The sequence below is a fragment of the Gammaproteobacteria bacterium genome, from assembly GCA_021647245.1.
Taxonomy (GTDB): Bacteria; Pseudomonadota; Gammaproteobacteria; order RBG-16-57-12; family RBG-16-57-12; genus JAFLJP01.
On sequence record JAKIVC010000014.1, the window covers coordinates 17,145 to 44,022 of the forward strand.

The following is a 26,878-nucleotide window of genomic DNA, read 5'->3' on the forward strand; positions in this document are numbered from 1 at the left end:
ATGCGTGAGCTTAGGTCATACCTCAAAAAACACGTGGTAAAATATGGTGCAGGCATTTCTATCTGAAGTTATATTATGACTCACGTATAGAGAGGCGTTATTTCAACAACAGATAGAGCAGCACCAGATTGCTAGTCAGTAGCGCTAACGCACTGGCTCGCCAGAAGGCCAGCGGGTTTCTTTTCAGTAGAGGCTGAAACTCTTTCGATTGCAGCGAGGCGTTGGGGTGCCACAGGTCGTGGGTAAATTCAGAGAGTAGCGGGTAACGGCGTTGCGGGTTGATCATGCACGCTTTTTCCAGCGCGGCATCCATCCAACGCGGGACTTTGCTGTTAATTTCATGGGCTGGATGGTAGCGGATTCGCTTGAGTGCGCGCTGTGAGAGTGCGCGGCCATAAGGGAGCTGGCCGGTCAGCATTTCGTAGCTGATGGCACCCAGTGAGTAGATATCTGAGCAGTTACTACTGGGTTGATCGATAAAATATTCTGGCGCGGCGTAATCATAGGTGCCCAGTAGTTTGCCGTGCTCTATCGGGCTGGCAATCTCCTGAATACCGGCAATACGGGTAGAGCCAAAATCGATAATTTTCACTACACCATCTTTGTTTATCATGATGTTTTCAGGCTTAAGATCCTGGTGCAACATCTCCAGTCGGTGAAAGGCTCGAACACCTGAGCAAACCTGCTCCATGATACGGCGCACATCATCCAGTGGCGGATCGGGGTTATCATTCATCCACTGGCGCAGATTTTGCCCTTCAATGAATTCGCTTACATAGTAGAGAAAGCGGCGTGGTTTTTTGGGTTCGATCATTTTTAAAACATGGTTACTATTAATACGTTTTCCTGCCCACTCTTCATGCAGAAAGCCATCGATATACTCAGCATCATCTTCAAAATTAACGGATGGGGTTTTAATCACAACCGACTCGCCACTCTCTTCATCACGCGCCAGATAGACCTGACTGCGACTGCTGGCGTGCAGCTCACGAAGAATTCGGTAACCCTCCAAAATCATGCCGTTTTCCAGCGTAGGGGGGAACGGGAGCTCAGTGAGATGCTGGTAAAACTCCTGCTGATTTTGGCAAGGTAGTGCTGCAATGTCGATCACCTGGCAGGTGACATTATCATGACTGCCGTGCTCCAGTGCGCGGGTCACGATGGTGCGCGCCGCTCGCTCGGGGTGGCTGCGCAACTCGGTGAGCAGCTGTTTTAGCTCTTTGTGGCTGATAAACTCATGCACGCCATCGGTGCTGAGAAAAAACAGGTCACCCTCTTCCAATGGCTCACTGCGATAATCAATTTCAACGCCCGAATCTGCACCCATGGCACGGCTTAAAAAAGCCTTTTCAGCCCCTCCCCAGCTTTGGTGGTCGCGGGTAAGCTGCTCCAAATCGCCATCGCGCAGGCGATAGATGCGGCTGTCACCCACATGAAACAGGTGTGCGGTAGTCGATTTAAGAATCAGGCCACAAAAAGTAGTGAGCATCCCCTGCCCGGAGAGTGCACTTTGCCCCTGCCCATACAACCAGCGATTAATCGCTCCCAGCACTTTTCGGCCCGAGTTTTTGGCTGTCCAGGAGTCGGCGGTGCTGTAGTAGTCATTAATAAAACCGGTTACACACGATTCTGCCGCTTCTCGTCCATGATCCGCACTACTCACACCATCGGCAATCGCCACCACGATCCCCTTGTTAATCAATTGCGTCTCTTCGGGAATGAGTATGCCGCAGGCATCTTCGTTTTGCTCTTTAATGCCTTTTTCGCTGTATTGCCCGGCGTTGATAGTGAGCTGTGTCATTTGGGTTGTCATAGGCTGGCTACATCATTGTTTGGGTTGATAAAAAACGCGGCTGCCTCTTGCCGAGGCAACCGCGTTTTCTGGTTTATGCATCGATGGGTGAAATGTTTATTTCACATCGATCATCTGCACGGTGCCATCGGGCAGGGTCTCTGCAATTTGCCCGGCAGGCTCTTCCAAGACAAACAGTATCAGAAAAAGCACCACCGCTGATACGATGCCAATCACCATAAAAAACACATCGTAATCAACCAATGAGTTGACGGTTAGGAAGGTGACCGCACCCACATTGCCAAAAGCACCCGCCATACCGGCGATCTGCCCCGTCATGCGGCGCTGCACCAACGGCACCATGGCATAGACCGCACCCGAACCCGCTTTGGAGAAGATGCCCGCAAAGATCGTTATCGCTACCACCACCCAAACAGGCCACTCCTGGCTAACCGTGCCCAGCATCAAAAAGCCCGCCGTGATACCGGTAAAGACAATGATCAGAGTCTTTTTGCGCCCAATAACATCACTGGCCCAACCACCACCTGGGCGCGCTACCAGGTTAATAAAGGGGTAGATACCCGCCAACAGTGCAGCCGTCACTTTCGGAATATCAAACCACTCCACATAAAACATTGCCAACATTGACACCACCGCCAGCTCCGTTCCAAAGGTAACAAAGTAGGCCCAGTTTAATACCGCCACCTGCTTGAATTTGTAACGGTGCAACTCAGGCACCGGCTGCTTGATGATGTGACCGTTCACGTGCCATATCTTCCATACCTGAATCAGATAAGTGCCCACCAGCGCAGCATATATAAGGTAAGTAGTTAGCGGGTCAATCATACCCATTTGTGCGGGGGAGAGCTTCCAAGTGAGCACCGCCAACGCCAGAAACAGTGGGATGTTCATCAGAATATAGAGGATCAAATCACCGGTACTGGTTACCTCCATAGCCCCCATCTTTTTCGGCTTGAAATAGGTGGAGCCTTTCGGAGTATCACTCACAATAAAGAAGTAGAGAAGACCGTAAGCAATGGCGGCAATACTGGCGAAGGTCAAAGCATAGCGCCAGCCATCGGCATCACCAATCGCAACGGCAATAAAGGGTAGAGTCATGGCTGCACCCGCAGAACCAAAATTACCCCAACCACCGTAGATGCCTTGAGCCAGACCGGTCTGTTTCGCCGGGAACCACTCGCCAATCATGCGAATACCCACCACAAAACCAGCGCCGATGAAACCCGCAAGAAAGCGTAACAGCGCCAGCTCTTGATAGTCATCGGCCCAAGCGAAGGCGATGCTAACCAAGCCACCCAGAACCAGAATGCTGGTATACATAATGCGTGGTCCTAGCCGGTCCACCAACATACCCACCACAATACGTGCAGGAATAGTCATCGCCACATTCAGGATCAACAGCACCTTGGCTTGTTGGTCGGTAAGGTCAAGCGCCTCCTTGATAAAAGGCATCATCGGGCCAAGCCCCAGCCAGACCACAAAGGTCATAAAAAAGGCAAACCATGTATAGTGCAGTATTCGGATATTCTCCTGCCCCAGCTTTAGTATATTCAGTCTGTTCCCGGCCATTTAAAAATTCCTGCAAAAAGTTAAAAGTCACTTCTGAGCAAAAAAAGCAAATATCGTGCCATGATTTAATTTTCAAACAAAACAATGAATTACAGAGGATCTACAGGGAAAAACCCCACTACAGGAGCCATATTGGTGCGCTTAGCTGGCCTACCACATGGGCCATGCTCGATTATGGAATAATGATGCAGTACAGTAGATTTAATGGAATGGTCGAAAGCTATCGGTAAATACCACTCTCGACTCTTTGGGCAAAGAGCTTGAGAAATACAGTCATCGCAATTGAGGCGCATCGATGAAATATCAGCTCTTCAAAATCAGCTAATATCTACGGGGCTGGAGGGCGTATAGGGAAATGCGAACACCGTGATGGCAGGGATGCAATAGAGCGGTAAATTATTTTGGTCTTGCCAGCGATTGTCAACGCTGTGTTGATCTGAATCACTGGATTCGGCGTAGGCCACGTACCAAGGTAAGAAGTATGATGAGACTCGGTGCGCATTTTCGATCGGCAATGGCCGGTAGTATTACCCGCGCCAATAGTAGCGTTTTGGGCGAAGGCCCACGGCGTAGCTCTAACCCCCTGAAATACAGCAGGCTGTTATCTAGACTTTATGTATTAACTCGCCACCAGCTTAATTATCCATAATATGGATTGTTGGCGAGTAAATACATAAAGACCGATGGTATTAGACAATCATTATTCCAGAAAAAAAGACTTCTGGAATAATGAGTTGCGAGTTAATACATATCAGGAGGCTGTCGGACTGAGGGTGAATCTACTGCAGAAAAGCCATTCAGGCCCATTTCTCCGATCATTTTCGTTGAATATGCTCAATATTCGCCTCAAACAATCAAAAAAATGGACTCAAAATGGCTTTCCCTCGCTACGATCACCTAAGCCCGACAGCCTCCTAGGCGTGGTAATTATAACTCATTGATGTGTATGCTAAAAAAATAAAACTATTACCATGCGACAGCTTGCGAAATTTATGCAGCTGATTGAAGTTGGGCTATGGTTTTTTCTTTTATTTTTGTGGATGAAGTAAGGGGGTGGTAGGTAACTTGAATGATGGACTTGCCTCTTGCCTGCAAAAAAGACTCTACTTCAAGGTTGTGAGGTTCCTTGCCCCAATCCTCTCCAATAACAAAAACATCTACACCCAGCTCTTTACAGGCAGATGCGTATTCCAGTTCATAGTAGGGACGTACAATGTCAACACAGCGCAAAGCTTTTAGCATGCTCATCCGCTGTTCAAGAGGAACAACAGGGGTATTCTTCTTATAGCTGGCGACCACTTCATCTGAAGCAACGCCAACGGCAACGGTGTCACCTAATGTTTTACAATGCTGGAGTAATTCCAAGTGACCGACATGTAATAGATCCCACGTACCTACCGTGTATATAAGCATTCATTATTCCCACCTAAGATTGAGTTAAGAGTGGTAGTATACCACGTCTTCAGATCTACTTTTTCACGGATTCAAGGTCTAAGTTATAAATCACCCTGATTAATTAAGGTATGCCAATGACCACGAAAAACGCCGAACCTCATGAGTTACAGCCCAACTCCATTCTCTCCTACGCTAAAGATTTACCTAATATTTGTTCGCTGTTTGGATTGGCTTGTACCCTTTTGGCTATTTACTTCAGTATTTCAGGGCTTTACGCCGCAGCAATGATTGGAATGATATGGGCGGTTGCTTTTGACTGGGCAGACGGCCTAATTGCGCGCAGGATGAAAGGGCGTACCGGTGATGACCGTATTTTTGGCGGCCAACTTGATGTGTTGATAGATATTGTTAGCTATGGTGTCACGCCTGCTATTCTGCTTTTAAGCTATGGAAATTTCGAGACTATCTATCTGCTAGGTGCATTTTTGATACTGGCCGCTAGTGCGCTGCGACTCAGTTATTTTTCCACCTTCGGTCTTGCTGGCGGCACCAAATATACGGGACTGGCTCTTGATAACAACAACATAATACTTGTGTTCATATTTCTGTTTGAGGGGCTGTTTAGTCACGGTGCTTTTTCCATCATTGTCTATGTCAGCGTGGTCGGGCTGGCGGCCTTGAATGTGTCACAGATAAAAACACCTAAACTGTCTGGAAACCCGACCAATGTCTTCATTCTTGCGGCCTATACTCTCGGAATAACCGCTATCTATGGCTGGATGATGTGGTAGGAAACCACTGAACAATATCATCTATACCTTGACGGGTTTTGATTCGTTGCTCATCCACTCTATAACCAAAAGCCACCATACAGGTCACGCCAAACTCAGTGCAATCTATACCAAAATCATCGGTCATAAGACTTTCCATTTCTTTGGCTTTATAGCCCTCAATAGGGCAACTATCGACACCTATCATAGCAGCTGATGTCATCATATTAGCTAATGCAATATAAGTCTGCTTACTTGACCAATCAAATATTGCTCGCTCACTTTCCAGAAGGTTGAAATCAGATTCTTGAAATTTTTTATAAAAACCACGCCGTGTTTTTATAACCTCATCAGGTAAGTGATGAACATCTTGCATCATATGTTTAATATACGGGCTGTCGTAATGCATGCTCTTTTGCTTGCGAGCCAAGATAACAATAAAGTGACTAGCGGTTGGCAAGGTGCCTTGTGCGCCCCAAGTGACCCGTTTAAGTTTTTCCCGTAACCCCATATTTTGTACGACTAAAAATTTCCACGGCTCAAAACCGAAGGAACTGGGACTTAAGCGGGCAGTTTCCAAGATAAAAGAAAAGTCTTCATCATTTATCTTTTGATTAGCATCAAATACTTTACAAGCATGCCTATAATTGTAAGCTTCAATAATTTTATTTTTATCGATCATATTATAGTCCTTGTTATTGGCGCGTTAGGAAAGCAGGGTTGATTTAATATCATGACCATAAACCTTAACTGATTTAGTAGTGTCCGGTTAGAAACTTGCAGTAATTTAAAGGAAAAATATTCCTGATTACCCATAATTCTCAGCCAGCTTTAGAAGCCTATTTGGCATAGGCGGCGTTCTCGCGGCAATATAACCAAACCTTGGTAGCATATCCATTGATCGTTTTACATTCGCAATCAGGGTGTTCACCCCAGTAAAGCTCTCAAGGCTGACACAGTCCGGGCCACCACCCGTGACAATGACGGTATGATCACCCCCTGCTTTTTTGACCGCTAAAAAACAAGCCAATCCATCAGAGACAATGAGATTACCTGGCTGTAAGTGTCTCTTAGCCCCGCGTTCAATTTCATTGGATCGAAAGCCCTTAACAACATTCATATTCATTGCGATAGGGTGGCCTTCTGTATCAACGGATACAGCGGCAACAAAAGGAGTTTTGTTGGGAGAGCCACGGCCTCGTTTTCCTCCCCTGAATTCACCACCCCAATACACGTCATCTAACTGAATGATACCTGAAAGCGGCTTACTATCACCTCACTCTTTCATGACTTGCATCAGCTTGTGTTTAATACTCCAAGCCGTCTTGTAGTTGACCCCCAATTGACGGTGCAGCGCAAGCGCCGAGAGACCCGTTTTAGCCTGTGTGAGTAGATGGATAGCAATAAACCAAGTGGTCAGGGGGAGCTTGGTTGAAGCAAAAAGAGTTCCCCCGGTTAGCGTATGCTGATGGTGGCAGCGATTGCATTGAAAAGCACGGCATACTTTGAGCTGGCAGTAGCGCTCATTATTACATTTAGGGCAGTGATAACCTTGCGGCCATCGCCATTCAAACAACGCTTTCCGACATTGCTCCGCTACCCCATACTCCTTCAAAAACCGAGGTAAACTGTAGCCTTTTTTAAATTTAATTTTATTTTTCATGGGCTTATCCTCACTCGACACCTACCCATTTAAGAATAGAACCTCTTGGGAGAATAGCTGAGGATTGGGGGTGATCAGGTAACTCTAAATAATGCATAACCTGACATTTCCCATAACTGTACAGCGTGTTTAGGCTTTGCCTCTAACATCAAGACGCTGTAACCGAGCGGGTGGAGTAGGCGAGGGAGGTGGACGAACGGGTAGAGTCGTTGTTGTAGGTTGACCTATACCCTTTGTGGTAATGTTTTCCGAGAACATGGAAAGGGAGCGTGTAATGGAAAATGTTACCGATCAATTCATTGCCCATAGAAAAGGGAATGATGAACAGCTTTTAATCACACACCTGACAGAGGTCGGAGATATTTCTGCGCAGCTAGCCTCAAAACTTGGCGCCCCATGTGCTGGAAGATTAATCGGTCTGCTCCATGACTTCGGTAAATTTAGTGCGGACTTTCAATCATACATAGGCTCAGCCACTGGGAAAATCAAATTAGGCGAAGAAAATTACGTTGATTTTGATGGCCTAAAGGGCAAGATTATCCTCGTCGCACCCTCCACGGGTGCGTGGATTGAAATCAGACGATTCCCCTGCTCTGAGTAATTCATAAATGATGCGCAACCTGATATCTCTAATAGCGATACAGTGTGTTTAGGTTTTGTCTAAAATAGGGTGTTGGGGCAAAAGGCGAATACCCTGGGTAGTTCGAAATATCTGGGCTATAAGCCAGCCACCAATGGGTGATGGCTGGCATGTTCGTCTATTTTGTGTGATGGGTTGCGCTTGCATAGTGGCTATCTTGCCAGCAGAGTGGCAGGGGTTCGCCTGACGGGAAAATCAGTTCTGATTTTGCATAATTAGCAGGTTCTTGCAGCTCTTCGCCGCAGTGAGAGCGAGCGGATACCGTGGATTTGAACGGATCAAATAGCTCAGTTACATCGAGTACCTCAAGCAGATCATCTGACTTGTTATATTTAAGAAACATGACACCCTCCCATTATTGAACAAGTTAATGAGGCTGGCTGTTTCAAGCAGCGGTTGCTTGTTTGTTTAGCGCCTCACTTTAAGCCTAGGCTATGCTTTGGAAGTTTGTTAACAAATAGTAGGGTGATCAGTGGTCTCTATTTAGGTTGGGGGCTGTTTAAGATCTCTGTTGCTTTGGCTTCCATCCACGCTTTAGCCTCTTCATTGATCTCTTGCGCCTCCTTTCCCTTGCTATCAATCAGTGGGCCAAACACCAGGCGGACGGTGCCGGGGGTTTTTACAAACTGCTTTTTGCGCCAGAACTCCCCGGCGTTGTGTGCCACGGGGAGTACTGGGTAGCCACTTTTATTCGCTAGGATGGCACCACCCATTCCATATTTTTTCTTTTCACCTGGTGCGACTCGGGTTCCTTCAGGGAAAATTAGTACCCATTGCCCCTGTTGTAACCGCTCAGTACCCTGCTCAATAATTTGCTTTACTGCTTTGCGACCTGCGCCACGGTCAATCGCAATCGGGCGGCAGAGGGCTAGCCCCCAGCCAAATATCGGTACCCATAGCAGCTCTCGTTTTAATACCCATGCCTGGGGGGGGAGGATCACTTGCAGTGCGTAGGTTTCAAAGGTGGATTGGTGTTTGCTGAAGACGATGCAGGGCTTTTCTGGCACATTTTCCCACCCTTCAATCACGTAGTTAATGCCGCAGGTGATGCGTAGCCAGTGTAGGTTGAACCAGGCCCAGCGGGTAATCCAGGCGTAGCGTATTTTGAAGGGCAGTGGAAACAGTAAGAGACCCACAAGGGAGATAACCACTAACGCAAGCAGTGAGCCTAGGGTGAACATCAATGAACGTAAAAACATGATCAACTACTTCTCCTCAGCTAGCAGTGCATCGACGGCGGCAGCCAGGTCATCATAGATGGGAATGCCTTCAAGACCCTCTCCTTGTGCGATGGTGCGCAGCCCCTTGCCGGTACGCACCAGTAGGGGGCGGGCGGTTACTTGCTGGGCGGCCTGTAGGTCTCGCAGTGAGTCGCCAATCACCGGTACCCCTGCCAGTGCAAAGTGGTGGCGCTGTGCCAATGTTTGGTAGAGGCCCGGTTTGGGCTTGCGACAAGCGCAGTTGTCATTGGGGAGGTGAGGGCAGTAGGCGATGTCTTTGATTTTACCGCCTCGTTTTTCCAGTTCACGGTGCAGCGTGGCGTGCATGGTATTTAGTGTGGCTATGTCATAATAGCCGCGGGCGATACCCGATTGGTTGGTGGCGACTACAACCTGATAACCCGCCTGGCAGAGTCGTGCAATGGCTGCCAGGCTGTTGGGGATGAAGATAAACTCATCCAGTGATTTGATGTAATTATCAGAGTCCTGATTAATGACACCGTCACGATCCAAAATAACCCATTTCTGTTTCATGCTCATCACTCAGTTACTGCAAGCGAGAGAGGTCGGCGACCCGTAAAAACAGTGTTTGCAGGCGGTTTAATAGCGCTAAGCGGTTGTTTCGCAACGCTTCATCTTCTGCCATCACCATGACATGGTCGAAGAAGTTATCCACCGGCTCACGCAAGCGGGCTAACCGGCTCAGTGCGGCGGGATAGTCTCGGTTATCAAAGAGTTTATGAACCTCATCACTCAACTCGTCAACTGCATCCGCTAGCGCCTGTTCTTGCGTTTCAACCAGTAGCGCAGCATCCAGTTTTTCGGGCAGTGTGCCGGCTACTTTTTTCAGGATATTGTGTATGCGTTTATTGGCAGCGGCCAGGCTCGTCGCTTCTGGCAGGGTGCGAAACAGGCGTACCGCTTCTATGCGTTGTGCAAAATCATGGGGGCGGGTCGGGCGTACGCCTGAGACCGCTTCAAACTCATCGATCTGATACCCCTTATCATGAAAATAGCCTCGCAGGCGCTCCATCATAAAGTCAAATACGGCAGTCGCTACCTTTTCACTTGTGTCTGTGGTGGCAAATAGATCATGGGTGCCCTGTTGTGCATGGAAGGTGGCGCAGGCTTTTCTCAATGTCGCCATTAAGTCGATATCCCGCTCTTTTTCAATCAATATGCGCAGTACACCCAGCGCTGCGCGCCGCAGTGCAAATGGATCTTTATCGCCGGTGGGTACTTCGCCTATGGCAAAAATGCCGACCAGGGTGTCGAGCTTATCGGCAATGGCCACCGCTTGTCCTACGCCACCCTCTGGTAGCTGGTCACCGGCAAAGCGTGGTCGGTACTGTTCATCCAGGGCGCAAGCCACTTCGTTGCTCTCGCCATCATGGGTCGCGTAATAGCGCCCCATAACGCCTTGTAGGTCAGGGAACTCGCCTACCATATTGGTCATTAAGTCACACTTGGATAGCAGCGCCGCACGCGCTGCCTGCTCGGAGTCACAGCCAATATCAGCGGCAAGCTCACGGGCTAAATTTTCGATACGTCGGGATTTGTCATAGAGCGTGCCTAGCTTGTTCTGAAAAACCACACTCTCTAAGCTCTGGAGATGGCTTTGCAGTGTGTGCTTGCGATCCTGCTTCCAGAAAAAGTCAGCATCTGCCAAGCGTGGGCGAATCACACGCTCATTGCCCTCTTTTACGGCATTCGGGTTGTTACTGGCAATGTTGCTGATGGTGATGAAGTGCGGCATCAATTTGCCCTGTTCATCCACGAGGTGAAAATATTTTTGGTTACTCTTCATGGTGGTGATCAGCGCTTCGGCAGGTACTTCCAGGAAGCGGGCATCAAAGTCACCGGCTACAGCTCTGGGCCACTCAACCATTGAGGTCACTTCATCCAGCAGTTCTTCATCGATTACGGCACTACCGTTTAATTTGGCAGCGGCGGAAAGAATTTGCGCACGCACCGCCTCGCGACGTACTGCGAAGTCGGCCACGACATAGCCTTCGCTCTCCAGCAGCGGCGCATACGCTTCCGGCTCACTAATGGATAGAGTAGCTGGATGATGAAAACGGTGGCCACGGCTCTCTCGGCCCGCTTTAATGCCCAATATTTCAGCCGCCAGCACGTCACTTCCTAGCAGCATCACAACCCAGTGCGCGGGGCGCACAAATTCGGTATTGAGACTCCCCCAGCGCATACGTTTGGGAATAGGCAGTTTATCAAGCGATGACTGAACAATCGCTGGAATCAACTTTGCGGTGGCTTCCCCCTTCTGTTCGCTGCGATATACCAGCCAATCTCCTTTGGCTGTCTCTATCTGTTCAAGCTGAGCCACTTCTACCCCACAGCCACGCGCAAAGCCTTGTACCGCTTTGGTTGGGTTGCCATCGGCATCAAAGGCCGCTTTTACTGCCGGGCCACGGCGCTCGGTCTGTTTGTCGGGCTGCTGAAGATCCACGTTTTTTACAAGCATCGCCAGGCGACGGGGTGTGGCATACAGTGTGACCTCACCAAAATGGAGGTTGGCATCACGCATCCCTTCAACAACACCGGCCCCCAGTGCATCCGATAACCGTTTTAACGATTTGGGTGGTAACTCTTCGGTGCCAATTTCAATTAGCAGGCTACGTTTTTCACTCATTATTTCGACTCCTGCTGGCACATGGGAAAGCCCAGGGCTTCACGTCGTTCGTAGTAGCTTTTAGCCACCGCCCGGGAGAGTGTTCTCACTCGGCCAATAAAGCGGGCGCGCTCAGTAACCGAGATGGCGTGACGGGCATCCAGTAAATTGAAGGTGTGTGATGCTTTCAAAACCATCTCATATGCGGGTAGTGGTAAACCCAGTTCAATGAGCTTTTTACTCTCTTTTTCACAACGATCAAATTGAGAAAATAGCCACTCAACATCGGCATGTTCAAAGTTATAGGCGGAGTTTTCCACTTCATTTTGATGGAAAACATCACCATAACTGATCACACCCTGGGGGCCGTTTGTCCAAACCAGATCATAAACACTCTCAACCCCTTGCAGGTACATCGCGATACGTTCCAGTCCATAGGTGATTTCGCCGGTAATGGGTGTGCATTCGAGGCCACCCACCTGCTGGAAATAGGTGAACTGAGTCACCTCCATGCCATTCAACCACACCTCCCAGCCTAATCCCCAAGCCCCCAGCGTGGGTGACTCCCAGTTGTCTTCAACAAAACGAATATCATGTTCTAAAGGGTCGATTCCGCAGAGCCGTAACGAGGCCAGGTAGAGCTCCTGAATATTCAACGGCGAGGGTTTAATAACCACCTGAAACTGGTAGTAGTGTTGTAGGCGGTTGGGGTTTTCGCCGTAGCGGCCATCCGTTGGGCGGCGAGAGGGCTGAACGTAGGCTGCTGCCCACGGTTCGGGGCCAATAGAGCGTAAAAAAGTGGCGGGGTGGAAGGTGCCCGCTCCCACTTCCATATCCAGGGGCTGTAAAATGGCACACCCTTGGGCGGCCCAATACTCCTGTAGGGCAAAAATCAGCCCTTGGAAAGTCTTTACATCATGCCTTGGTTTGCACGCTTCACCGGTGTCCGCACTCACAATCACTACCCTTATGGTTGATTCTGTCAAAAATAGTGGCCTAGTATAGCCTGAGCGGCATGGCCTTGATAAGGGAGTTAAGCCGCCAAGCCATCGATTTTTATTAAAAACCCGCTAACCTTTTAAAGAAGCCGCTAAATTCAGGGTATTTGAGAGCCATATGGGACAAGAGATTGAGCAGGCACATTTTAAGCGGTGCGACTTTCAACGCTTTAACAAGGCGCTGCGAGATGAGACGGCTCTTTTGCACTCTCTACAGCAAAACCGGCAACTCGCAGACAATGGCTTTGTCATGGGTTTTGAGCTTGAGGGGTGGTTGCTGGATCAAGCGCAACAACCCGCCCCCCTCAACCAACGATTTGTCGAGCAGTTCAATAGCCCACTGGTTACTCTGGAGCTGGCCAAGTTCAATGTTGAATTGAACACTAAGCCATGGCCACTTACCGGTAACGCCCTCTGCAAAGCGGAGAGAGCGTTGCAACGGCATTGGCAAAAAGGGCAGCAAATTGCACGACAGATAAACGGTGGAAACCTGCTGGCAATTGGTATTTTACCCACCGTCACGCCGCAACATCTCTCAAACAAAAATATGAGCGAGATGAAACGTTATCGGGCGTTGTGTGAGCAGGTATTACGACTACGCAAGGGCGAGCCGTTGAAGCTGGACATCCAGGGCCACCAGCACCTGAAACACACACATAACGACCTGATGTTGGAGTCCGCAGCCACCTCTTTTCAGATACACCTTCAAACGTCACCCGCATTGGCGGTTCGCCACTATAATGCCAGTAAAATGGTCTCCGCACCGTTGGTCGCTATCGCAGCCAACTCCCCCTTTCTGTTCAACCATCAACTGTGGGATGAGTCACGGATACCACTCTTTGAGCAGGCTGTTGATGTGGTTGCTCACCCCAACTCGCCTCACCAGGCCATGCGCCGGGTGACGTTTGGCCATGGATACCTTGCGGACTCATTAGTGGAGACTTTTCAGCATAATCTGGATAATTATGAGGTGCTACTTCCCCTTGCACTCTCACCATCAAAACAGCGGTTAGAGCACCTCGCCCTGCATAACGGTACTATTTGGCGTTGGAACCGGCCCCTGGTCGGTGTTGATAAACAGGGGAGTGTCCACTTGCGTATTGAACATCGCCCGCTCCCTGCTGGCCCGACTATTGTGGATATGATCGCTAATGCAGCTTTCTATTTTGGATTGGTCAGAGCGCTGGCCGATCAACTTGATGCGCCAGAAAAACAGCTCCCTTTTGCAGCGGCAAAGAAGAATTTTTACCAAGCTGCTCAACACGGGCTGGATGCTGAGGTTTTGTGGTTAGATGGCAAGCTGCATCCGGTGCAAACACTTATTTTGCAGCAGCTGCTACCACTTGCTTATCAGGGGTTAGCACGGCTGGGTATTGATGAAAAAGATCAACAACGGTTGCTGGGCATCATTGAGCAACGCACTCTCAACAAACAAAATGGTGCCGCTTGGCAGCGACAATTTAGGCAGAAGTATCAACGGGACATGGTGCAACTTACTGCCCGCTATGCCGAGCGACAACAGAGCAACATACCTGTCCACCAATGGACACTATAGCGAGCCAACCATGTTGAATGTTATTGAGCAAATTCCGGCAGGACTTCTTAGCTGCCGCCATGACGAGCTTTATGAGCTACTCGGTGGCCCGACGCTGATTCACCTAGCAGGTCGCCGCGAGCAGCCGCTCTTTATCTCGGTGCTGCTGCATGGTAACGAGCACGCCAGCTTTTACGCCTTGCAACAGCTACTTAAAAAGTATCAGCACAGAGCGCTGCCACGGGCACTCTCACTCTTTATCGGTAATGTAGAAGCAGCCAAACATAATCTGCGCCACCTCGACGGCCAGCCAGATTATAACCGCGTATGGCCGGGTTGCGAAGAGCTCGATATTGTCACTCCAGAGCAAGCGGCTGTGCAGACGGTGTATAACGAGATGGAGAGTCGTACCCCCTTCGCCAGTATCGATATACACAACAACACGGGGCTTAACCCCCACTACGGCTGCATTAACCGGCTGGATGCACCCTTTATGCACCTGGCGGCGATGTTCAGCCGAACTTGCGTCTACTTTACACGTCCAAAGGGGGTGCAATCCCTCGCATTTTCGACACTCTGCCCCTCAATCACCTTGGAGTGCGGAAAAGTGGGTGATCGCCACGGCATCGAGCACGCCTTTGAGTATATTGATGCCTGCTTACATCTTGCAGAGCACCCGCAGCACCCGGTAGCCAAAAATGACATCGACCTTTTTCATACGGTCGCCCAAGTGCGTATTCCCCTAAAAACCACATTTGGCTTCCAATGCCATGAGAGTGACCTGAGATTCAGCAATGATCTTGAGTACCTTAATTTTCAAGAGTTACCCGCAGGTACTCGCATCGCCCACAGTGACACACTACAGCACTTAGATGTGATCAATGAACAGGGAGAGGAGGTGACAGAGCAGTTTTTCACCCTGCAAAATGGAGAGATTCACACCAACCGGAGAGTGATGCCTTCAATGTTGACCATGGATAGAGAAGTTATACGGCAAGATTGTCTCTGTTATCTGATGGAGCGTCTGTCACGGTTGAAATAACAACAAAACTTGTGACGCGCATCTCAAAACAGTGACTATTGTCGTTACTACTCTCAATATGGGTTTGTATGGATATACCTTATTGTGATAGATATAATGAATAAAAATAATATATACGCATAAACAGAAACACCATACCACTTACTAGGCTAACCTGGATATTTCGTGGAGTTGCACAAAGAGTATTGGCCTTACAGGTAAATTACCGAGTAAGCACACCGTATTACTGAATTACGGACGATAGCGGAAATAGCTCCTGTGGAGTCAATGAACAAGCGAAATTGTGCGGAATTTATGAAATATTCAGGCTAGGGTAAGATATATATAGGAACATGGGGGAAGTCATGAAGCTGTCTAAAAAAGGACGATACGCAGTTACTGCGATTATGGATTTGGTACTAAAAGCACCTTTTGGTCCAACAACACTCAATAACATATCGGTTAGCCAGGAAATTTCCATGTCATACATGGAGCAACTCTTTGCGCGACTACGCAAGCATGATCTTGTTCAGGGTACTCGTGGCCCAGGTGGAGGTTACCGCCTCGCACGGCCTGCGAATGAGATCACCATTGCACAAGTGCTGGAAGCCGTAGATGATGATGCTGGTGCGCTTAACAATGGTAATAAAAGTGTTACCGATCTCAGTCATCTACTCTGGGATGAGCTTAGCCGAAAAGTCGCACGTTATCTGGATAGCATTACCATTCAGGATCTTCTAGACCAATCAGGCTACGCCGAAGAGGCAGCACGCGCCGAGCAATCCACTGAAAAACCACTGGTGGGCGTAACAGATCAGTCCAGCACTTTAAATCAAACTAAACGTCTTAGCTCCCACTAAATACCGCTTAAAAGGGTGGTCTTTAGCGCACCCCATTCATCGGAAGGGGTGCTTGGCTGTTCAGTAACTTATCCTCTCTTACTTATCTATTGATTCCACAGGAACTACTCCGCTATCGTCCGTCACTCAGTGATGCGAATCCAGGGGCTGCCACAGTGCCACGAAATGAACAGATATGAGTTGTGCCTGTCGGTGCGGTGATTATTATTTTTTATTGTGGAATCGGCAGTTTGTGTAGCATGCGTGCGGCTATTTAAGCGTTAGGGTGGTGGTTAGGGATTTACATTATTGTTATATCCGATATAAAATGGTGGATTAACGGATAGGCAGCTTTTAGCGCTGCCTTTTGTCATTTTAGGGGATACGGAAGGGCACAGCTTGTCCCGCTCTTGGTGTGTCCTTGGGGAGAGACCTTTGCATGATTCAATAATGCCAACCTATGCACGGCTACCGGTTAGCTTTGAGCGGGGAGAAGGGCCGTGGCTCTGGGATAGTGAAGGCGATAGATACTTTGATGCGATCAGTGGCATCGCGGTGTGCAGCATAGGTCATGCCCATCCGCAGGTTGCCAAAGCGATTAGCGACCAGGCGAGCCGCCTGCTACATACTTCAAACCTCTACAGCATTCCTGCCCAACAACAGCTGGCGGATAATTTAACCCGTCTTGCGGGTATGCAGCAGGTGTTTTTTGGCAACTCGGGTGCCGAGGCTAATGAAGCAGCGATTAAAATTGCCCGTCTTTTTGGCCATAATAATGGGATCGACAACCCCACCATTATTGTTGCCGATGGTAGTTTTCATGGCCGCACCATGGCGACGCTATCCGCAACCGGAAACCCCAAAGTACAGGATGGGTTTGCCCCTTTGCTGGAAGGCTTTGTGCGGGTTCCTTATGACGATATTGCTGCTATTGAGGCGGTTGCCAACAATAATCCCAATATAGTCGCGGTACTCTTTGAGCCGGTGCAGGGAGAGGGGGGCGTTAATATCCCCAGTAGTGATTTTCTTGGTAAGCTACGAACAATTTGTGACCGGCATAATTGGTTGATGATGTTGGATGAGGTGCAAACTGGCATGTGTCGAACGGGAGAGTGGTTTGCATTCCAGCACAGCGATATTACCCCTGATGTTATGACGCTGGCTAAAGCGCTAGGTAATGGCGTGCCGATTGGTGCTTGCCTTACCCATGGCAAAGCAACGGGTGTGATGGGGGCTGGCAATCACGCCTCCACTTTTGGCGGTAACCCGCTTGTTTGCCAGGCCGCATTGGCGGTTATTGATGTGATGACAAAAAGCGATGCCAAGCAACGCGCCGAGCAAGGTAGCCAGCGGATTGTTGATGGGCTTCAAGCCGAGCTGGGTGCAGTGGCGGGTATTATCGATATTCGCCACCACGGCATGATGATCGGTATTCAGTTGGGCCGGCCCTGTGCAGCGTTGGTCAAGCAGGCACTGGCGCAGAAGCTTTTGATTAATGTAACCGCTGGCAACGTCATACGTTTATTACCCGTGTTGTTATTAAGCGACAGTGAAATAGAACAACTCATCACCGACGTTAGTACGCTGGTGAAGAGCTTTCTACGTTAAAACCGACCCAAGGAAGCATCGATGGCACCTCGTCATTTTCTAACCCTGATGGACTTCAGCTCTGATGAACTCAACGGCTTAATTTCTCGCGCCATTGAGTTAAAAGCGATGCAGCGCCGTGGTGAAATCCACGAACCAATGAAAAACAGAGTGCTGGGGATGATTTTTGAAAAATCATCCACTCGTACCCGTGTCTCATTTGAGGCGGGCACCGCTCAATTTGGTGGTCATGCCATCTTCTTATCTCCCCGCGACACTCAACTGGGCCGCGGTGAACCGATAGAGGACTCTTCGCGGGTTTTGTCGAGCATGGTTGATATCATCATGATCCGAACCTTTGAGCATGAGAAAATCGAGCTTTTTGCGGCCTACTCCCAAGTCCCTGTTATCAACGGGCTAACCGACATGTATCACCCTTGCCAGCTGCTGGCTGATATTCAGGCCTACGTTGAGCAGCGTGGCTCGATCAAAGGGCGCACCGTCACCTGGATTGGTGATGGCAACAATATGTGTCACTCCTACATCAATGCCGCACGCCAATTTAACTTTAAACTGAAGATTGCGACTCCTGTAGGTTATGAGCCGGATAGTGCCCTGGTCGCCACTGCCGGTGATCGGGTTAGTTTAAGCAACGATCCACTGGTAGCCGCACATGACAGCGACCTAATTGTAACCGATGTGTGGGCAAGCATGGGTCAAGAGGAGGAGCAGAAGGCGCGTGAAGCCAGCTTTGCTGATTTCCAGGTCAATGAGTCATTAATGCGCGCAGCAAAAGCCGATGCGCTCTTCATGCACTGCCTGCCCGCCCATCGAGGCGAAGAGGTGAGTGCTGGGGTGATTGATGGCCCGCAAAGCGCTGTTTGGAATGAAGCAGAAAACCGCCTTCATGCGCAAAAGGCATTAATGGAGTTTCTGCTTAAAGAGGCTCTGAACAAGCCCGGTTAGGTTTAGCTAGGAGGCTGTCGGGGGTTAGGGCAAATGGCTTTCCCTCGCTACGATCACCTCAGCCCGATAGCCTCCTAGCGTAAAATACCATGGGGTGCTCACCCTCTTAAGGTCATTAACACCCTTGAAGCAACCCGTCAGGGTGTCTAACACGCCATCATCACCCCAGTGTGGATTCACTCCAGTCGCGGCAGAGGCTCTTTGTGCCTCAATTAAAATAATATCCCGCAAGCAAAATGTTAAAATTACTTTACAAATGTCATTGGTATGCCGTTAGCCTAGCAGGGAGCACCTCTAGAAGTGCACTCCCTACCATAAAAACAAGTGTTACCAGTTAAAATACGGAGTCTTCATGTGCGCAGTTAAGAGTGATACCGTTCAAAAAGTGACCATCGACAAAAAACAAGTTGAAGAGCATCTATCATGGCTAGATGATGTTGACTCGATGAAAACGCAGCAGATAAAACAGAGTATGATAAAAAGCCTGCGTTACCTCAACAACGTGGCACTCTCCACGCCTTATCGCTATCAGCTGATGATAAAGCTCTACAAGCAGAGCAATGCGCTACTCAACACCTCAGAGGGCGATGCCAAAAAAGCGCGCAATAGCATCTCTGTGAAGCTCACTCGACATCTCATTCAAGAGAGTATTAACGGTTACGACATTATCATCAAAGAACTCATGTCCAGCGGTGATCCTGGTCTCTATCAAGAGCTGCTTTCACAAAGTTTTTGCCACATGTTGCGGCTTGAATCACGCTATTTAATGGAGCACTATCTTAACTACGAACCTATTAGCAATGATATCTGGGATAAAATAAAGCTGCTCTATCGCCAGGCACTGGAGTTAAAGCTTGCCAGCATGCCTCTTTATGATAAAACCGGTGCGGTGCAAACGGTCGAAGAGGCGTTTATTGCGGTACTGCTTTTTGCCGCTATCAACCCATTTCGCCTTAAGCAGAATGAGATTCTCACCAGCTATCATATCCTCAGTGAGTGGGCTCATCAGTGTCGTGTTGAACCATGTGATGATAAGTGGCACTCCGGTGGCGAGTGGGTTATTTGCCTTAAATCAGACCGTCCACCCGAATACCTCCCGCTAGAACAACAGCCTGAAGAGACAGAGGATCTATTGAAAATCAACATTGACTCAATCCTCGACAAAGACATACTGCAGGCGGAAAAGAGTGACCAGGGAGATAAAAATTCCGAACATACAAAACTTAAGCAGGTGCTGCTGGATCGGTTGCGTAATGGTTGGACAATAATGCCACCCCGCAGTTACGAGCGCCGCAGGAATTTTCAGGAGATGAGCGTTGCCGTTGGTTTGAAGAACTGCCATCAACTGCTGATTGATGATGAGGTTCAGCTTTCAACCAACCACAGCTCTACCTGGTCTCTGCACCTGGCTAACCGCTGGCTAGAGGCGGAGGTTGAGCCTCAAAAACGCATACTAAAAGAGATAAACCAGATCGATGTGGGCATCGGTGGCTATGGTTTAAGCTGCCCACAACAGCACACTGACAAGCTGGCAAAGGGGAGTCTGCTATTGATTCGGAATGCCGATGATAAAGAGAAGCCGTGGAGTGTTGGCAAGGCGTGTTGGAAGCAGATTTATGATGATAACACTGATTCTATACTCGGCGTTTCGCTGCTCGCCAAGGATGCTGCGCCCCTGATTATTACACGCCCCAAAGGCGAGGAAAACAGTGGTGGTTTACTTTTACCCCGTGGGAGTTTTGATAATCCACTGGCAACACTGATATTGCCCGCAGAGTATCAGGAGGGTGACACGATAGAGTGTATGACTGCCCACTCCCAGGTAAAAATTGAGCTACTCAAGGCATTGAAGCCAGGGCCAGATTTTCAACAGTTCAGCTACCGGGTTGTTGCGTAACGTCTGGCCACACAGACGACCACCTCTACATAACAAAAAGGACACACCTGCAAAAATCAGGTGTGTCCTTTTTTATGCTGCGCCCAAAAATGGAAGCGGCAACAGCACATCTTTTCGACTAGCGAGATTACAAGCCAGTGATATAATCAGCCAGCGCTTCGATCTGCTCATCCGTCAATTTTTTAGCGATCGGCGCCATCATGCCGGTGCGGTCTGAAGTGCGCTCTCCAGAACGAAAATCCTGTAGTGTTTTAGCCAAATAATCAAGGTGCTGCCCGCCAATACGGGGGAACAGGTTACCTTTGCCTTCGCCGCCTTTACCATGACAGCTTGCACAGGCAAGATCGGCATATATTTTAGCGCCTTTCTGAGTGATTTTACTACCCGTTGCTTCACCTTTCATAGCGCTTTGTGCTTCAAAGTAGGCACCAATATCCAGCGCATCCTGCTTGCTGGCAACCATGTAAGACATGCCAACCATTGTCTCGTCCGTTCGCTTACCGTTTTGAAAGTCGAAAATTTGTTTGGCAGTATAATCAGCTTGCAGTCCAGCCAGCTTGGGGAAGCTGGGCACTACACTGTGACCATCTTCACCGTGACAACCAAAGCAACCGGCAGCCAGTTCCGCACCATTTTCCGCATTGCCCGCTGCACCTGCCACTGTCGATAACGATAATAGAGCTGCCCCCATTAAGCCTAATAGATGACGCTTGTTCATTCTCTCCACCCTCAGTAATATTTTTTTGATTTATTCTGTAAACTCAGCCCGCCCCTTGTACGAGCCACGAAGTGAACCCAATATACCCAACAAATATAAACGGGTCAAAAGTGATCAAGCAGTGCGGATCACTCAGGTTCAAAACTGACCTTTTATTTGTGGCTCTTTTCCAGCTGAGAAAGGTCACGCACCGCACCCCGAGAAGCACTTGTGGTCATTGCTGCATATGCTTGCAGCGCCACACTGACCTGACGATTTCGATCAACCGGCATCCAGGCTTTATCACCTTGCGCATCCATTGCGGTGCGGCGATGGGTCAACTCATCATCACTCAGTTCCAGATGAATCGATCGATTGGGAATATCAATTTTAATACAATCACCCTCTTCCACTAACCCGATGGCACCACCCTCAGCCGCTTCGGGCGAGGCGTGGCCTATTGAGAGGCCTGAGGTGCCCCCAGAAAATCGACCATCCGTCAACAGAGCGCACGCCTTGCCCAGCCCTTTTGATTTTAGATATGAGGTAGGGTAAAGCATCTCCTGCATACCGGGGCCACCCTTCGGCCCTTCATAACGAATAATCAACACATCGCCTTCATTGATACGGTCATCAAGAATTGCTTCGACGGCGGCATCCTGGCTCTCAAAAATACGAGCGGGGCCGGAAAAAACATGAATGCTCTCATCCACACCGGCGGTTTTGACAATGCACCCCTCCTCCGCAATGTTGCCAAACAATATTGCCAAGCCACCCTCTTGGCTGAAAGCGTGGGCCTGATCACGAATACAACCCGACTGACGATCATCATCTAGGCTGTCAAAGCGCTCAGACTGACTAAAAGCCTGCTGGGTTGGCACACCACCGGGGGCGGCGCGATAGAACGTCTTTATAGTTTCATCATCACTGCGCATGACATCCCACTTTTGCAGCGCCTCAGCCAATGTGGCGCTGTGCACGGTGGGAATGTCAGTATGCAGCAATCCCGCACGGTCAATCTCACCTAGAATGCCAAACACACCACCTGCGCGGTGCACATCTTCCATATGGTACTCCTGGGTGCTGGGAGCCACCTTGCAAAACTGCGGTACTTTGCGTGACAGGCGGTCAATATCCGCCACGGTAAAGTCAATACCCGCCTCTTGGGTGGCCGCGAGTAGATGCAGAATGGTATTGGTTGATCCACCCATGGCAATATCCAGACTCATGGCATTCTCAAACGCTTTAAAGCTGGCCACTTCGCGGGGTAGCACTGAGTGGTCATCCTGTTCATAGTAGCTCTTCGCCATGCTGACAATTTCACGCCCTGCACGCAAAAAAAGCTCTTTACGATCGGCATGGGTTGCCAGCAGTGAGCCGTTACCGGGCAAGGATAATCCCAGCGCTTCCGTAAGGCAGTTCATCGAGTTAGCCGTAAACATACCGGAGCAAGAGCCACAGGTCGGACAGGCTGAGCGCTCCATAATAGCGACATCTTCATCTGTCTCGTTGGGGTCAGCGGCAGAGACCATGGCATCCACCAAGTCCAGCGCCACAACTTTGCCTTTAATCGTCGCTTTACCGGCCTCCATCGGCCCACCGGAGACAAAAATTGCCGGGATATTCAGGCGCATCGCTGCCATCAACATACCCGGGGTGATTTTGTCACAGTTAGAGATACAGACCAGTGCATCGGCACAATGGGCGTTACACATATACTCAACCGAGTCAGCGATCAAGTCGCGAGAAGGGAGGGAATAGAGCATGCCACTGTGGCCCATGGCGATACCGTCATCGATGGCAATGGTATTAAACTCCTTTGCCACTCCGCCTGCTTTCTCAATTTCACGGGCCACCAGCTGCCCCATATCCTTGAGGTGTACATGGCCAGGTACAAACTGGGTAAAGGAGTTGGCCACCGCAATAATCGGCTTGCCAAAATCGTCATCTTTCATGCCAGTGGCACGCCACAACGAACGGGCTCCTGCCATATTGCGACCGTGGGTGGATGTTTTAGAACGATAGTCAGGCATGAAAAATCCTCTATTTAAATCTTTTAAAATATACACCCGCTTGTCATTAACCGCAGAGGTGCTGTGGAGGCTGTCGGGCTTAGCCGATAATCGCATCGCGTACTTTAATCAGTTTCCCCCGAACTTCGGCAGCCAGCGCTTCAACGCCGGGCTTCTCCACTAAGCCCAATACCGCTGCCGGATCCATAAAGGCGACGGTAATCGAACCATCTTCTTCGGTTCGTACCACTACATTGCAGGGCAGTAGCAGGCCAATGTCAGCATCTGCCTCAATCGCCATCTTGGCTAATGTTGGATTACAGGCTCCCAAAATACGGTAGGGAAGGCGGTCATGATCAAGCTTCTTTTTCATTGTGGCCTGAAAATCAATCTCGGTGATAATGCCGAAACCCTCAACGGCCAGTGCCTTGGTGACATTATCAACCACTTCATCAAACTGCCCAGAAACATTTGTTGCATGAAAACCGTACATAATCATCTCTCCAAAGCGGTTAAGTATCTTTATTGTAAGCGTGCTCATATTGATACCATATCTGGTACGCCCGTTCACTCCAGAGCGACTGAAACCAGATAATCAGTGCTTCTATTTCATCATCACTGATTTTGTTGCCCATTGCGGGCATGTTTCCCATGCCTCCGGGGCTACCATTTTTGATCACATTGATCAAAACAGCTTTGGGATGGTGCCAAGTATGACCGGTGCCATTTAAGGGTGGTGCAGGATATTTACCATCCGGCCCCTGTACCTGCCAGTTTTTAGAGCCAACGGCATCAACACCATGGCAGCGTTTGCAATGCTTCTCGTAAACCATCTTTCCGGTCTCCAGAAGCTCGGGGTTCAAGTTTCTGGGGGGGGCTTCTGCTTGAACCTCTGTCGTGTGGTTAGTGTGGTCAACACTATCACAGGCCAGCAATAGCGTGCCTATGACCACTAAAAAAACAACTCGCATCTCATCTCACCTCATAACTGTTACCCAACCCGAATAATTCATAATCTCCGCGTCTAAATGAACTTTTTGATGCTTCTCCGGCGTATGTTGAGATCTCTGTAAGCACCCCACTTGTCCTTATAATTATCTGTTGAATAGTTACGAATCAGTGACTGCTGGCACCCCCATGCCATGCCCTATCCGAATTAATCCTTACCATTCTACGCTGGCAATAACTCATCGACCACAAAAAAATATCTCCCCCTACAGTGCGCGGTCCAACCGTCGATAGGAGATCGCCTCACTCAAGTGAGCTGTTTGAATCTCTTCACACAGCGCCAGATCAGCAATGGTACGGGCCACCTTAAGGATGCGGTAGTAGGCCCGAGCAGAGAGCCCCAGTCGATCAATCGCTCGAATCAGTAGCGCTTGGTCTGCTTCACTTAGGAGGCAGTACTTTTCAATCACCTTGTTGTTCATGCGGCTGTTAACCACGCCACGCAACTGCATACGCAGGCGTGCGGTAACGACGCGCTCTCTTACCTCTACGCTGCTCTCTGATACGGCACTACTCTGGGTGCCTTGTAGTTGTGATGGCGGTAACGCCGGGACTTCGATATGAATATCCAGACGATCCAGCAGTGGTCCCGATATTTTGCTGCGGTAGCGTTGAACCTGTTCACCGGTGCAGCGGCAACGGCCATTATAGTGGCCGTGATATCCGCAAGGGCAGGGGTTCATTGCGGTGATCAACTGAAAGCGGGCAGGGTATTCCGCCTGACGAGCCGCTCGGGAGATGGTGATGCACCCAGACTCCAGTGGTTCTCGCAACACTTCCAGTACCTTGCGGTCAAATTCAGGCAGCTCATCCAAAAATAGCACACCGTGGTGCGCCAACGATATTTCCCCCGGCTGGGGATTACTACCGCCCCCCACTAATGCGACGGCTGAGGCGGTGTGGTGGGGTGACCGGAAAGGGCGTTGTCCCCACTTTTTTGTCTCCAGATGTGCGCTGCGCAGTGAGTTTATCGCGGCACTCTCCAACGCTTCTTGCTCGGTCAATAGCGGCAGTATGCCGGGCAGTCGAGAAGCCAGCATTGTCTTACCCGTTCCGGGGGGCCCTACCATCAATAAACTGTGCCCACCTGCGGCGGCAATCTCTAGTGCTCGCTTGGCATGTGATTGCCCGCGCACCTCAGCCAGATCATGCAGTGACTCAACCGGCTCTGCCATCAACCCCGACCCCTCAGCAATCGGCAGGGGCTTTGCCCCTGATAGATGTGCACATAAGGTCAGCAGGTGTTCCGCTACTAAGACTCGGCAGCCGCTGACCAGTAGTGCCTCGGCTTGGTTCTCTTTGGGTACCACTAATGTGCGGCTAGCATCTCGCGCTGCAATTGCCGCTGCCAGCAAGCCGGTGACTGGGCGTATGATGCCCGAGAGCGCCAGTTCACCTATAAATTCATATTGATCCAGTTGTTGAGCGGGAATCTGCTCAGATGAGGCGAGAATGCCGATGGCGATGGAGAGGTCAAAGCGAGCACCCTCTTTGGGCAGATCAGCCGGGGCAAGATTAATGGTGATGCGTCGTGCGGGAAAGTCGTATTGACTATTTAGTAGCGCTCCGCGTACACGGTCTTTGCTCTCTTTTACGGCCGCCTCTGGCAGCCCCACAATGGAGAGGCTCGGCAGGCCGTTAGAGAGATGAGCCTCCACGGTCACCAAGGGGGCATCCACACCCACCTGTGCGCGGCTATAAACAACTGCAAGTGACAAAGGAATCCCTCCCAAAAGCCCGGCTTATCAGATAGAAACGCGGGCTGATTATTTATTCAGTACTGTTTTTTCAAGCGCTGCAACCTGCTTCTCCAACAACTCCAACTTGCTGCGGGTACGGGACAAAACTTCACTCTGCACATCAAACTCTTCACGGGTTACCAGCTCCATGCGGGAAAAAGCGGATTGAAGAACCCCTTGAACACTCTTCTCAATATCCTCCTGAATCCCTTTTACACCGGGCGGAACCAGGCCTGAAATTTTACTTGCCAACTCATCCATCACCTTATGATCTATCATGTAAACTCGATCCTGCTGCGTTAACTGAACCGCTAGTGTACGCAACTTTCCCCTCTCTCTGCCAGTACTGAATAGGCGCACCATTTCAAGTCAGCCACCCCCCATGGTGCACCGTGAAAGGGCCGCTTATCACCTGGTGATTGCGGCCTTGTCTTGTAACCTGTTGTATATAAAGCAATAATAACAATTGGCACACCGACTGCTATAAACCTATAATGGGCAGGCTCATAAAATTTTGTATTCGCTAGGAGATCCAAATGAAACTGGTATCAGCAATTATTAAACCCTTTAAGCTGGATGATGTGCGTGAGGCGCTCTCTGACATCAACATTCAGGGAATTACGGTCACAGAAGTGAAAGGCTTTGGACGTCAGAAAGGCCACACCGAACTCTACCGTGGCGCAGAGTATGTGGTTGATTTTCTACCCAAGGTAAAAATTGATGTTGCGGTTGATGATGAGATGGTTGAGTCCGTCATTGATGCCATCACCAAGGCAGCACAAACCGGAAAAATCGGCGATGGAAAGCTGTTTGTTGTTCCGCTGGAGCAGGTCATTCGTATTCGCACCGGTGAAGCCGGTTCTGAAGCACTTTAATTTCTT

General features: G+C 49.6%; 24 protein-coding genes and 1 pseudogene. 9 read left to right on the forward strand and 16 right to left on the reverse strand.

Features of this window, described 5'->3' with window-relative positions; all coding sequences use genetic code 11:
• Nucleotides 1-97: 97 nt before the first annotated feature.
• The 3 genes from L3J94_05485 to L3J94_05495 form a co-directional block, all read right to left on the reverse strand.
• Nucleotides 98-1,801, reverse strand: coding sequence for a bifunctional protein-serine/threonine kinase/phosphatase (locus L3J94_05485; GenBank protein MCF6218202.1), 1,704 nt, complete (start codon nucleotides 1,799-1,801; stop codon nucleotides 98-100).
• Between the two features lie 108 nt (nucleotides 1,802-1,909).
• Nucleotides 1,910-3,382, reverse strand: coding sequence for an MFS transporter (locus L3J94_05490; protein ID MCF6218203.1), 1,473 nt, complete (start codon nucleotides 3,380-3,382; stop codon nucleotides 1,910-1,912).
• A gap of 990 nt (nucleotides 3,383-4,372) precedes the next feature.
• Nucleotides 4,373-4,795 (reverse strand): adenylyltransferase/cytidyltransferase family protein, encoded by a 423-nt coding sequence (locus L3J94_05495; GenBank protein ID MCF6218204.1) that lies wholly within the window; start codon nucleotides 4,793-4,795, stop codon nucleotides 4,373-4,375.
• Between the two features lie 116 nt (nucleotides 4,796-4,911).
• Here L3J94_05495 and L3J94_05500 point away from each other — a divergent pair, with 116 nt between their 5' ends.
• Nucleotides 4,912-5,568 (forward strand): CDP-alcohol phosphatidyltransferase family protein, encoded by a 657-nt coding sequence (locus L3J94_05500; GenBank protein MCF6218205.1) that lies wholly within the window; start codon nucleotides 4,912-4,914, stop codon nucleotides 5,566-5,568.
• On the opposite strand, the gene L3J94_05505 is transcribed toward L3J94_05500, so the two are convergent.
• On the reverse strand, nucleotides 5,543-6,229 hold the full coding sequence (locus L3J94_05505) for an NAD(P)H-dependent oxidoreductase (protein MCF6218206.1): 687 nt from the start codon (nucleotides 6,227-6,229) through the stop codon (nucleotides 5,543-5,545). The two genes, L3J94_05500 and L3J94_05505, sit on opposite strands and share 26 nt — an antisense overlap.
• 126 nt (nucleotides 6,230-6,355) lie before the next feature.
• Nucleotides 6,356-7,210 (reverse strand): annotated as a pseudogene (locus tag L3J94_05510) (IS1595 family transposase).
• A 274-nt stretch (nucleotides 7,211-7,484) separates the two neighbouring features.
• Here L3J94_05510 and L3J94_05515 point away from each other — a divergent pair.
• Nucleotides 7,485-7,811, forward strand: a complete 327-nt coding sequence (locus L3J94_05515) for a hypothetical protein (protein ID MCF6218207.1) — start codon at nucleotides 7,485-7,487, stop codon at nucleotides 7,809-7,811.
• Nucleotides 7,812-7,968: 157 nt separating this feature from the next.
• Here the strand turns inward: L3J94_05515 and L3J94_05520 are convergent, their stop codons facing one another.
• The 5 genes from L3J94_05520 to glyQ all read right to left on the reverse strand — a co-directional run bounded on the left by L3J94_05520 (nucleotide 7,969) and on the right by glyQ (nucleotide 12,655).
• Complete coding sequence (locus tag L3J94_05520; GenBank protein ID MCF6218208.1) at nucleotides 7,969-8,193, reverse strand: acetyltransferase; 225 nt, start codon at nucleotides 8,191-8,193, stop codon at nucleotides 7,969-7,971.
• Between the two features lie 136 nt (nucleotides 8,194-8,329).
• Nucleotides 8,330-9,049, reverse strand: coding sequence for a 1-acyl-sn-glycerol-3-phosphate acyltransferase (locus tag L3J94_05525; protein ID MCF6218209.1), 720 nt, complete (start codon nucleotides 9,047-9,049; stop codon nucleotides 8,330-8,332).
• Between the two features lie 6 nt (nucleotides 9,050-9,055).
• On the reverse strand, nucleotides 9,056-9,610 hold the full coding sequence (gene gmhB, locus L3J94_05530; protein ID MCF6218210.1) for a D-glycero-beta-D-manno-heptose 1,7-bisphosphate 7-phosphatase: 555 nt from the start codon (nucleotides 9,608-9,610) through the stop codon (nucleotides 9,056-9,058).
• A 7-nt stretch (nucleotides 9,611-9,617) separates the two neighbouring features.
• Nucleotides 9,618-11,720 carry a glycine--tRNA ligase subunit beta gene (gene glyS / locus L3J94_05535; GenBank protein ID MCF6218211.1) on the reverse strand — a complete coding sequence of 701 codons (2,103 nt, stop codon included), beginning with the start codon at nucleotides 11,718-11,720 and terminating at the stop codon, nucleotides 9,618-9,620.
• Nucleotides 11,720-12,655 (reverse strand): glycine--tRNA ligase subunit alpha, encoded by a 936-nt coding sequence (glyQ, locus tag L3J94_05540; protein ID MCF6218212.1) that lies wholly within the window; start codon nucleotides 12,653-12,655, stop codon nucleotides 11,720-11,722. Before glyQ ends, glyS begins: the two co-directional genes overlap by 1 nt.
• A gap of 160 nt (nucleotides 12,656-12,815) precedes the next feature.
• On the opposite strand from glyQ, the gene L3J94_05545 reads away from it, so the two are divergent.
• From L3J94_05545 to L3J94_05570, 6 genes are all read left to right on the forward strand, one after another.
• Entirely contained in the window at nucleotides 12,816-14,252 is a 1,437-nt protein-coding gene (locus L3J94_05545) for a glutamate--cysteine ligase (protein ID MCF6218213.1), read from the forward strand.
• A 10-nt stretch (nucleotides 14,253-14,262) separates the two neighbouring features.
• Nucleotides 14,263-15,273: a M14 family metallopeptidase gene (locus L3J94_05550; GenBank protein ID MCF6218214.1), complete on the forward strand. Its 1,011-nt coding sequence runs from the start codon at nucleotides 14,263-14,265 to the stop codon at nucleotides 15,271-15,273.
• Nucleotides 15,274-15,617: 344 nt separating this feature from the next.
• Entirely contained in the window at nucleotides 15,618-16,112 is a 495-nt protein-coding gene (locus L3J94_05555) for an Rrf2 family transcriptional regulator (GenBank protein ID MCF6218215.1), read from the forward strand.
• 414 nt (nucleotides 16,113-16,526) lie between these two features.
• Nucleotides 16,527-17,699: an aspartate aminotransferase family protein gene (locus tag L3J94_05560; GenBank protein MCF6218216.1), complete on the forward strand. Its 1,173-nt coding sequence runs from the start codon at nucleotides 16,527-16,529 to the stop codon at nucleotides 17,697-17,699.
• Nucleotides 17,700-17,720: 21 nt separating this feature from the next.
• Nucleotides 17,721-18,644, forward strand: a complete 924-nt coding sequence (argF, locus tag L3J94_05565) for an ornithine carbamoyltransferase (protein ID MCF6218217.1) — start codon at nucleotides 17,721-17,723, stop codon at nucleotides 18,642-18,644.
• Nucleotides 18,645-18,996: 352 nt separating this feature from the next.
• Entirely contained in the window at nucleotides 18,997-20,541 is a 1,545-nt protein-coding gene (locus L3J94_05570; protein MCF6218218.1) for a hypothetical protein, read from the forward strand.
• 127 nt (nucleotides 20,542-20,668) lie between these two features.
• On the opposite strand, the gene L3J94_05575 is transcribed toward L3J94_05570, so the two are convergent.
• The 6 genes from L3J94_05575 to L3J94_05600 all read right to left on the reverse strand — a co-directional run bounded on the left by L3J94_05575 (nucleotide 20,669) and on the right by L3J94_05600 (nucleotide 26,276).
• Nucleotides 20,669-21,259 carry a c-type cytochrome gene (locus L3J94_05575; protein MCF6218219.1) on the reverse strand — a complete coding sequence of 197 codons (591 nt, stop codon included), beginning with the start codon at nucleotides 21,257-21,259 and terminating at the stop codon, nucleotides 20,669-20,671.
• A 152-nt stretch (nucleotides 21,260-21,411) separates the two neighbouring features.
• Complete coding sequence (gene ilvD / locus L3J94_05580) at nucleotides 21,412-23,271, reverse strand: dihydroxy-acid dehydratase (GenBank protein ID MCF6218220.1); 1,860 nt, start codon at nucleotides 23,269-23,271, stop codon at nucleotides 21,412-21,414.
• A gap of 79 nt (nucleotides 23,272-23,350) precedes the next feature.
• On the reverse strand, nucleotides 23,351-23,743 hold the full coding sequence (locus L3J94_05585) for a DUF302 domain-containing protein (protein ID MCF6218221.1): 393 nt from the start codon (nucleotides 23,741-23,743) through the stop codon (nucleotides 23,351-23,353).
• Between the two features lie 19 nt (nucleotides 23,744-23,762).
• A complete protein-coding gene (locus L3J94_05590) occupies nucleotides 23,763-24,221 on the reverse strand; it encodes a cytochrome c (protein ID MCF6218222.1) in 459 nt (152 codons plus the stop codon).
• Nucleotides 24,222-24,464: 243 nt separating this feature from the next.
• Nucleotides 24,465-25,976 carry a YifB family Mg chelatase-like AAA ATPase gene (locus L3J94_05595; GenBank protein MCF6218223.1) on the reverse strand — a complete coding sequence of 504 codons (1,512 nt, stop codon included), beginning with the start codon at nucleotides 25,974-25,976 and terminating at the stop codon, nucleotides 24,465-24,467.
• A 48-nt stretch (nucleotides 25,977-26,024) separates the two neighbouring features.
• On the reverse strand, nucleotides 26,025-26,276 hold the full coding sequence (locus L3J94_05600; protein ID MCF6218224.1) for an accessory factor UbiK family protein: 252 nt from the start codon (nucleotides 26,274-26,276) through the stop codon (nucleotides 26,025-26,027).
• Nucleotides 26,277-26,533: 257 nt separating this feature from the next.
• On the opposite strand from L3J94_05600, the gene glnK reads away from it, so the two are divergent.
• On the forward strand, nucleotides 26,534-26,872 hold the full coding sequence (gene glnK, locus L3J94_05605; protein MCF6218225.1) for a P-II family nitrogen regulator: 339 nt from the start codon (nucleotides 26,534-26,536) through the stop codon (nucleotides 26,870-26,872).
• Nucleotides 26,873-26,878 lie beyond the last annotated feature (6 nt).

Coding starts and splice junctions, on each gene's coding strand:
- L3J94_05485 (MCF6218202.1), bottom strand. CDS start 1,801: ATGACACAGCTCACTATCAACGCCGGGCAATACAGCGAAAAAGGCATT.
- L3J94_05490 (MCF6218203.1), bottom strand. CDS start 3,382: ATGGCCGGGAACAGACTGAATATACTAAAGCTGGGGCAGGAGAATATC.
- L3J94_05495 (MCF6218204.1), bottom strand. CDS start 4,795: ATGCTTATATACACGGTAGGTACGTGGGATCTATTACATGTCGGTCAC.
- L3J94_05500 (MCF6218205.1), top strand. CDS start 4,912: ATGACCACGAAAAACGCCGAACCTCATGAGTTACAGCCCAACTCCATT.
- L3J94_05505 (MCF6218206.1), bottom strand. CDS start 6,229: ATGATCGATAAAAATAAAATTATTGAAGCTTACAATTATAGGCATGCT.
- L3J94_05515 (MCF6218207.1), top strand. CDS start 7,485: ATGGAAAATGTTACCGATCAATTCATTGCCCATAGAAAAGGGAATGAT.
- L3J94_05520 (MCF6218208.1), bottom strand. CDS start 8,193: ATGTTTCTTAAATATAACAAGTCAGATGATCTGCTTGAGGTACTCGAT.
- L3J94_05525 (MCF6218209.1), bottom strand. CDS start 9,049: ATGTTTTTACGTTCATTGATGTTCACCCTAGGCTCACTGCTTGCGTTA.
- gmhB (MCF6218210.1), bottom strand. CDS start 9,610: ATGAGCATGAAACAGAAATGGGTTATTTTGGATCGTGACGGTGTCATT.
- glyS (MCF6218211.1), bottom strand. CDS start 11,720: ATGAGTGAAAAACGTAGCCTGCTAATTGAAATTGGCACCGAAGAGTTA.
- L3J94_05545 (MCF6218213.1), top strand. CDS start 12,816: ATGGGACAAGAGATTGAGCAGGCACATTTTAAGCGGTGCGACTTTCAA.
- L3J94_05550 (MCF6218214.1), top strand. CDS start 14,263: ATGTTGAATGTTATTGAGCAAATTCCGGCAGGACTTCTTAGCTGCCGC.
- L3J94_05555 (MCF6218215.1), top strand. CDS start 15,618: ATGAAGCTGTCTAAAAAAGGACGATACGCAGTTACTGCGATTATGGAT.
- argF (MCF6218217.1), top strand. CDS start 17,721: ATGGCACCTCGTCATTTTCTAACCCTGATGGACTTCAGCTCTGATGAA.
- L3J94_05570 (MCF6218218.1), top strand. CDS start 18,997: ATGTGCGCAGTTAAGAGTGATACCGTTCAAAAAGTGACCATCGACAAA.
- L3J94_05575 (MCF6218219.1), bottom strand. CDS start 21,259: ATGAACAAGCGTCATCTATTAGGCTTAATGGGGGCAGCTCTATTATCG.
- ilvD (MCF6218220.1), bottom strand. CDS start 23,271: ATGCCTGACTATCGTTCTAAAACATCCACCCACGGTCGCAATATGGCA.
- L3J94_05585 (MCF6218221.1), bottom strand. CDS start 23,743: ATGTACGGTTTTCATGCAACAAATGTTTCTGGGCAGTTTGATGAAGTG.
- L3J94_05590 (MCF6218222.1), bottom strand. CDS start 24,221: ATGCGAGTTGTTTTTTTAGTGGTCATAGGCACGCTATTGCTGGCCTGT.
- L3J94_05600 (MCF6218224.1), bottom strand. CDS start 26,276: ATGATAGATCATAAGGTGATGGATGAGTTGGCAAGTAAAATTTCAGGC.
- glnK (MCF6218225.1), top strand. CDS start 26,534: ATGAAACTGGTATCAGCAATTATTAAACCCTTTAAGCTGGATGATGTG.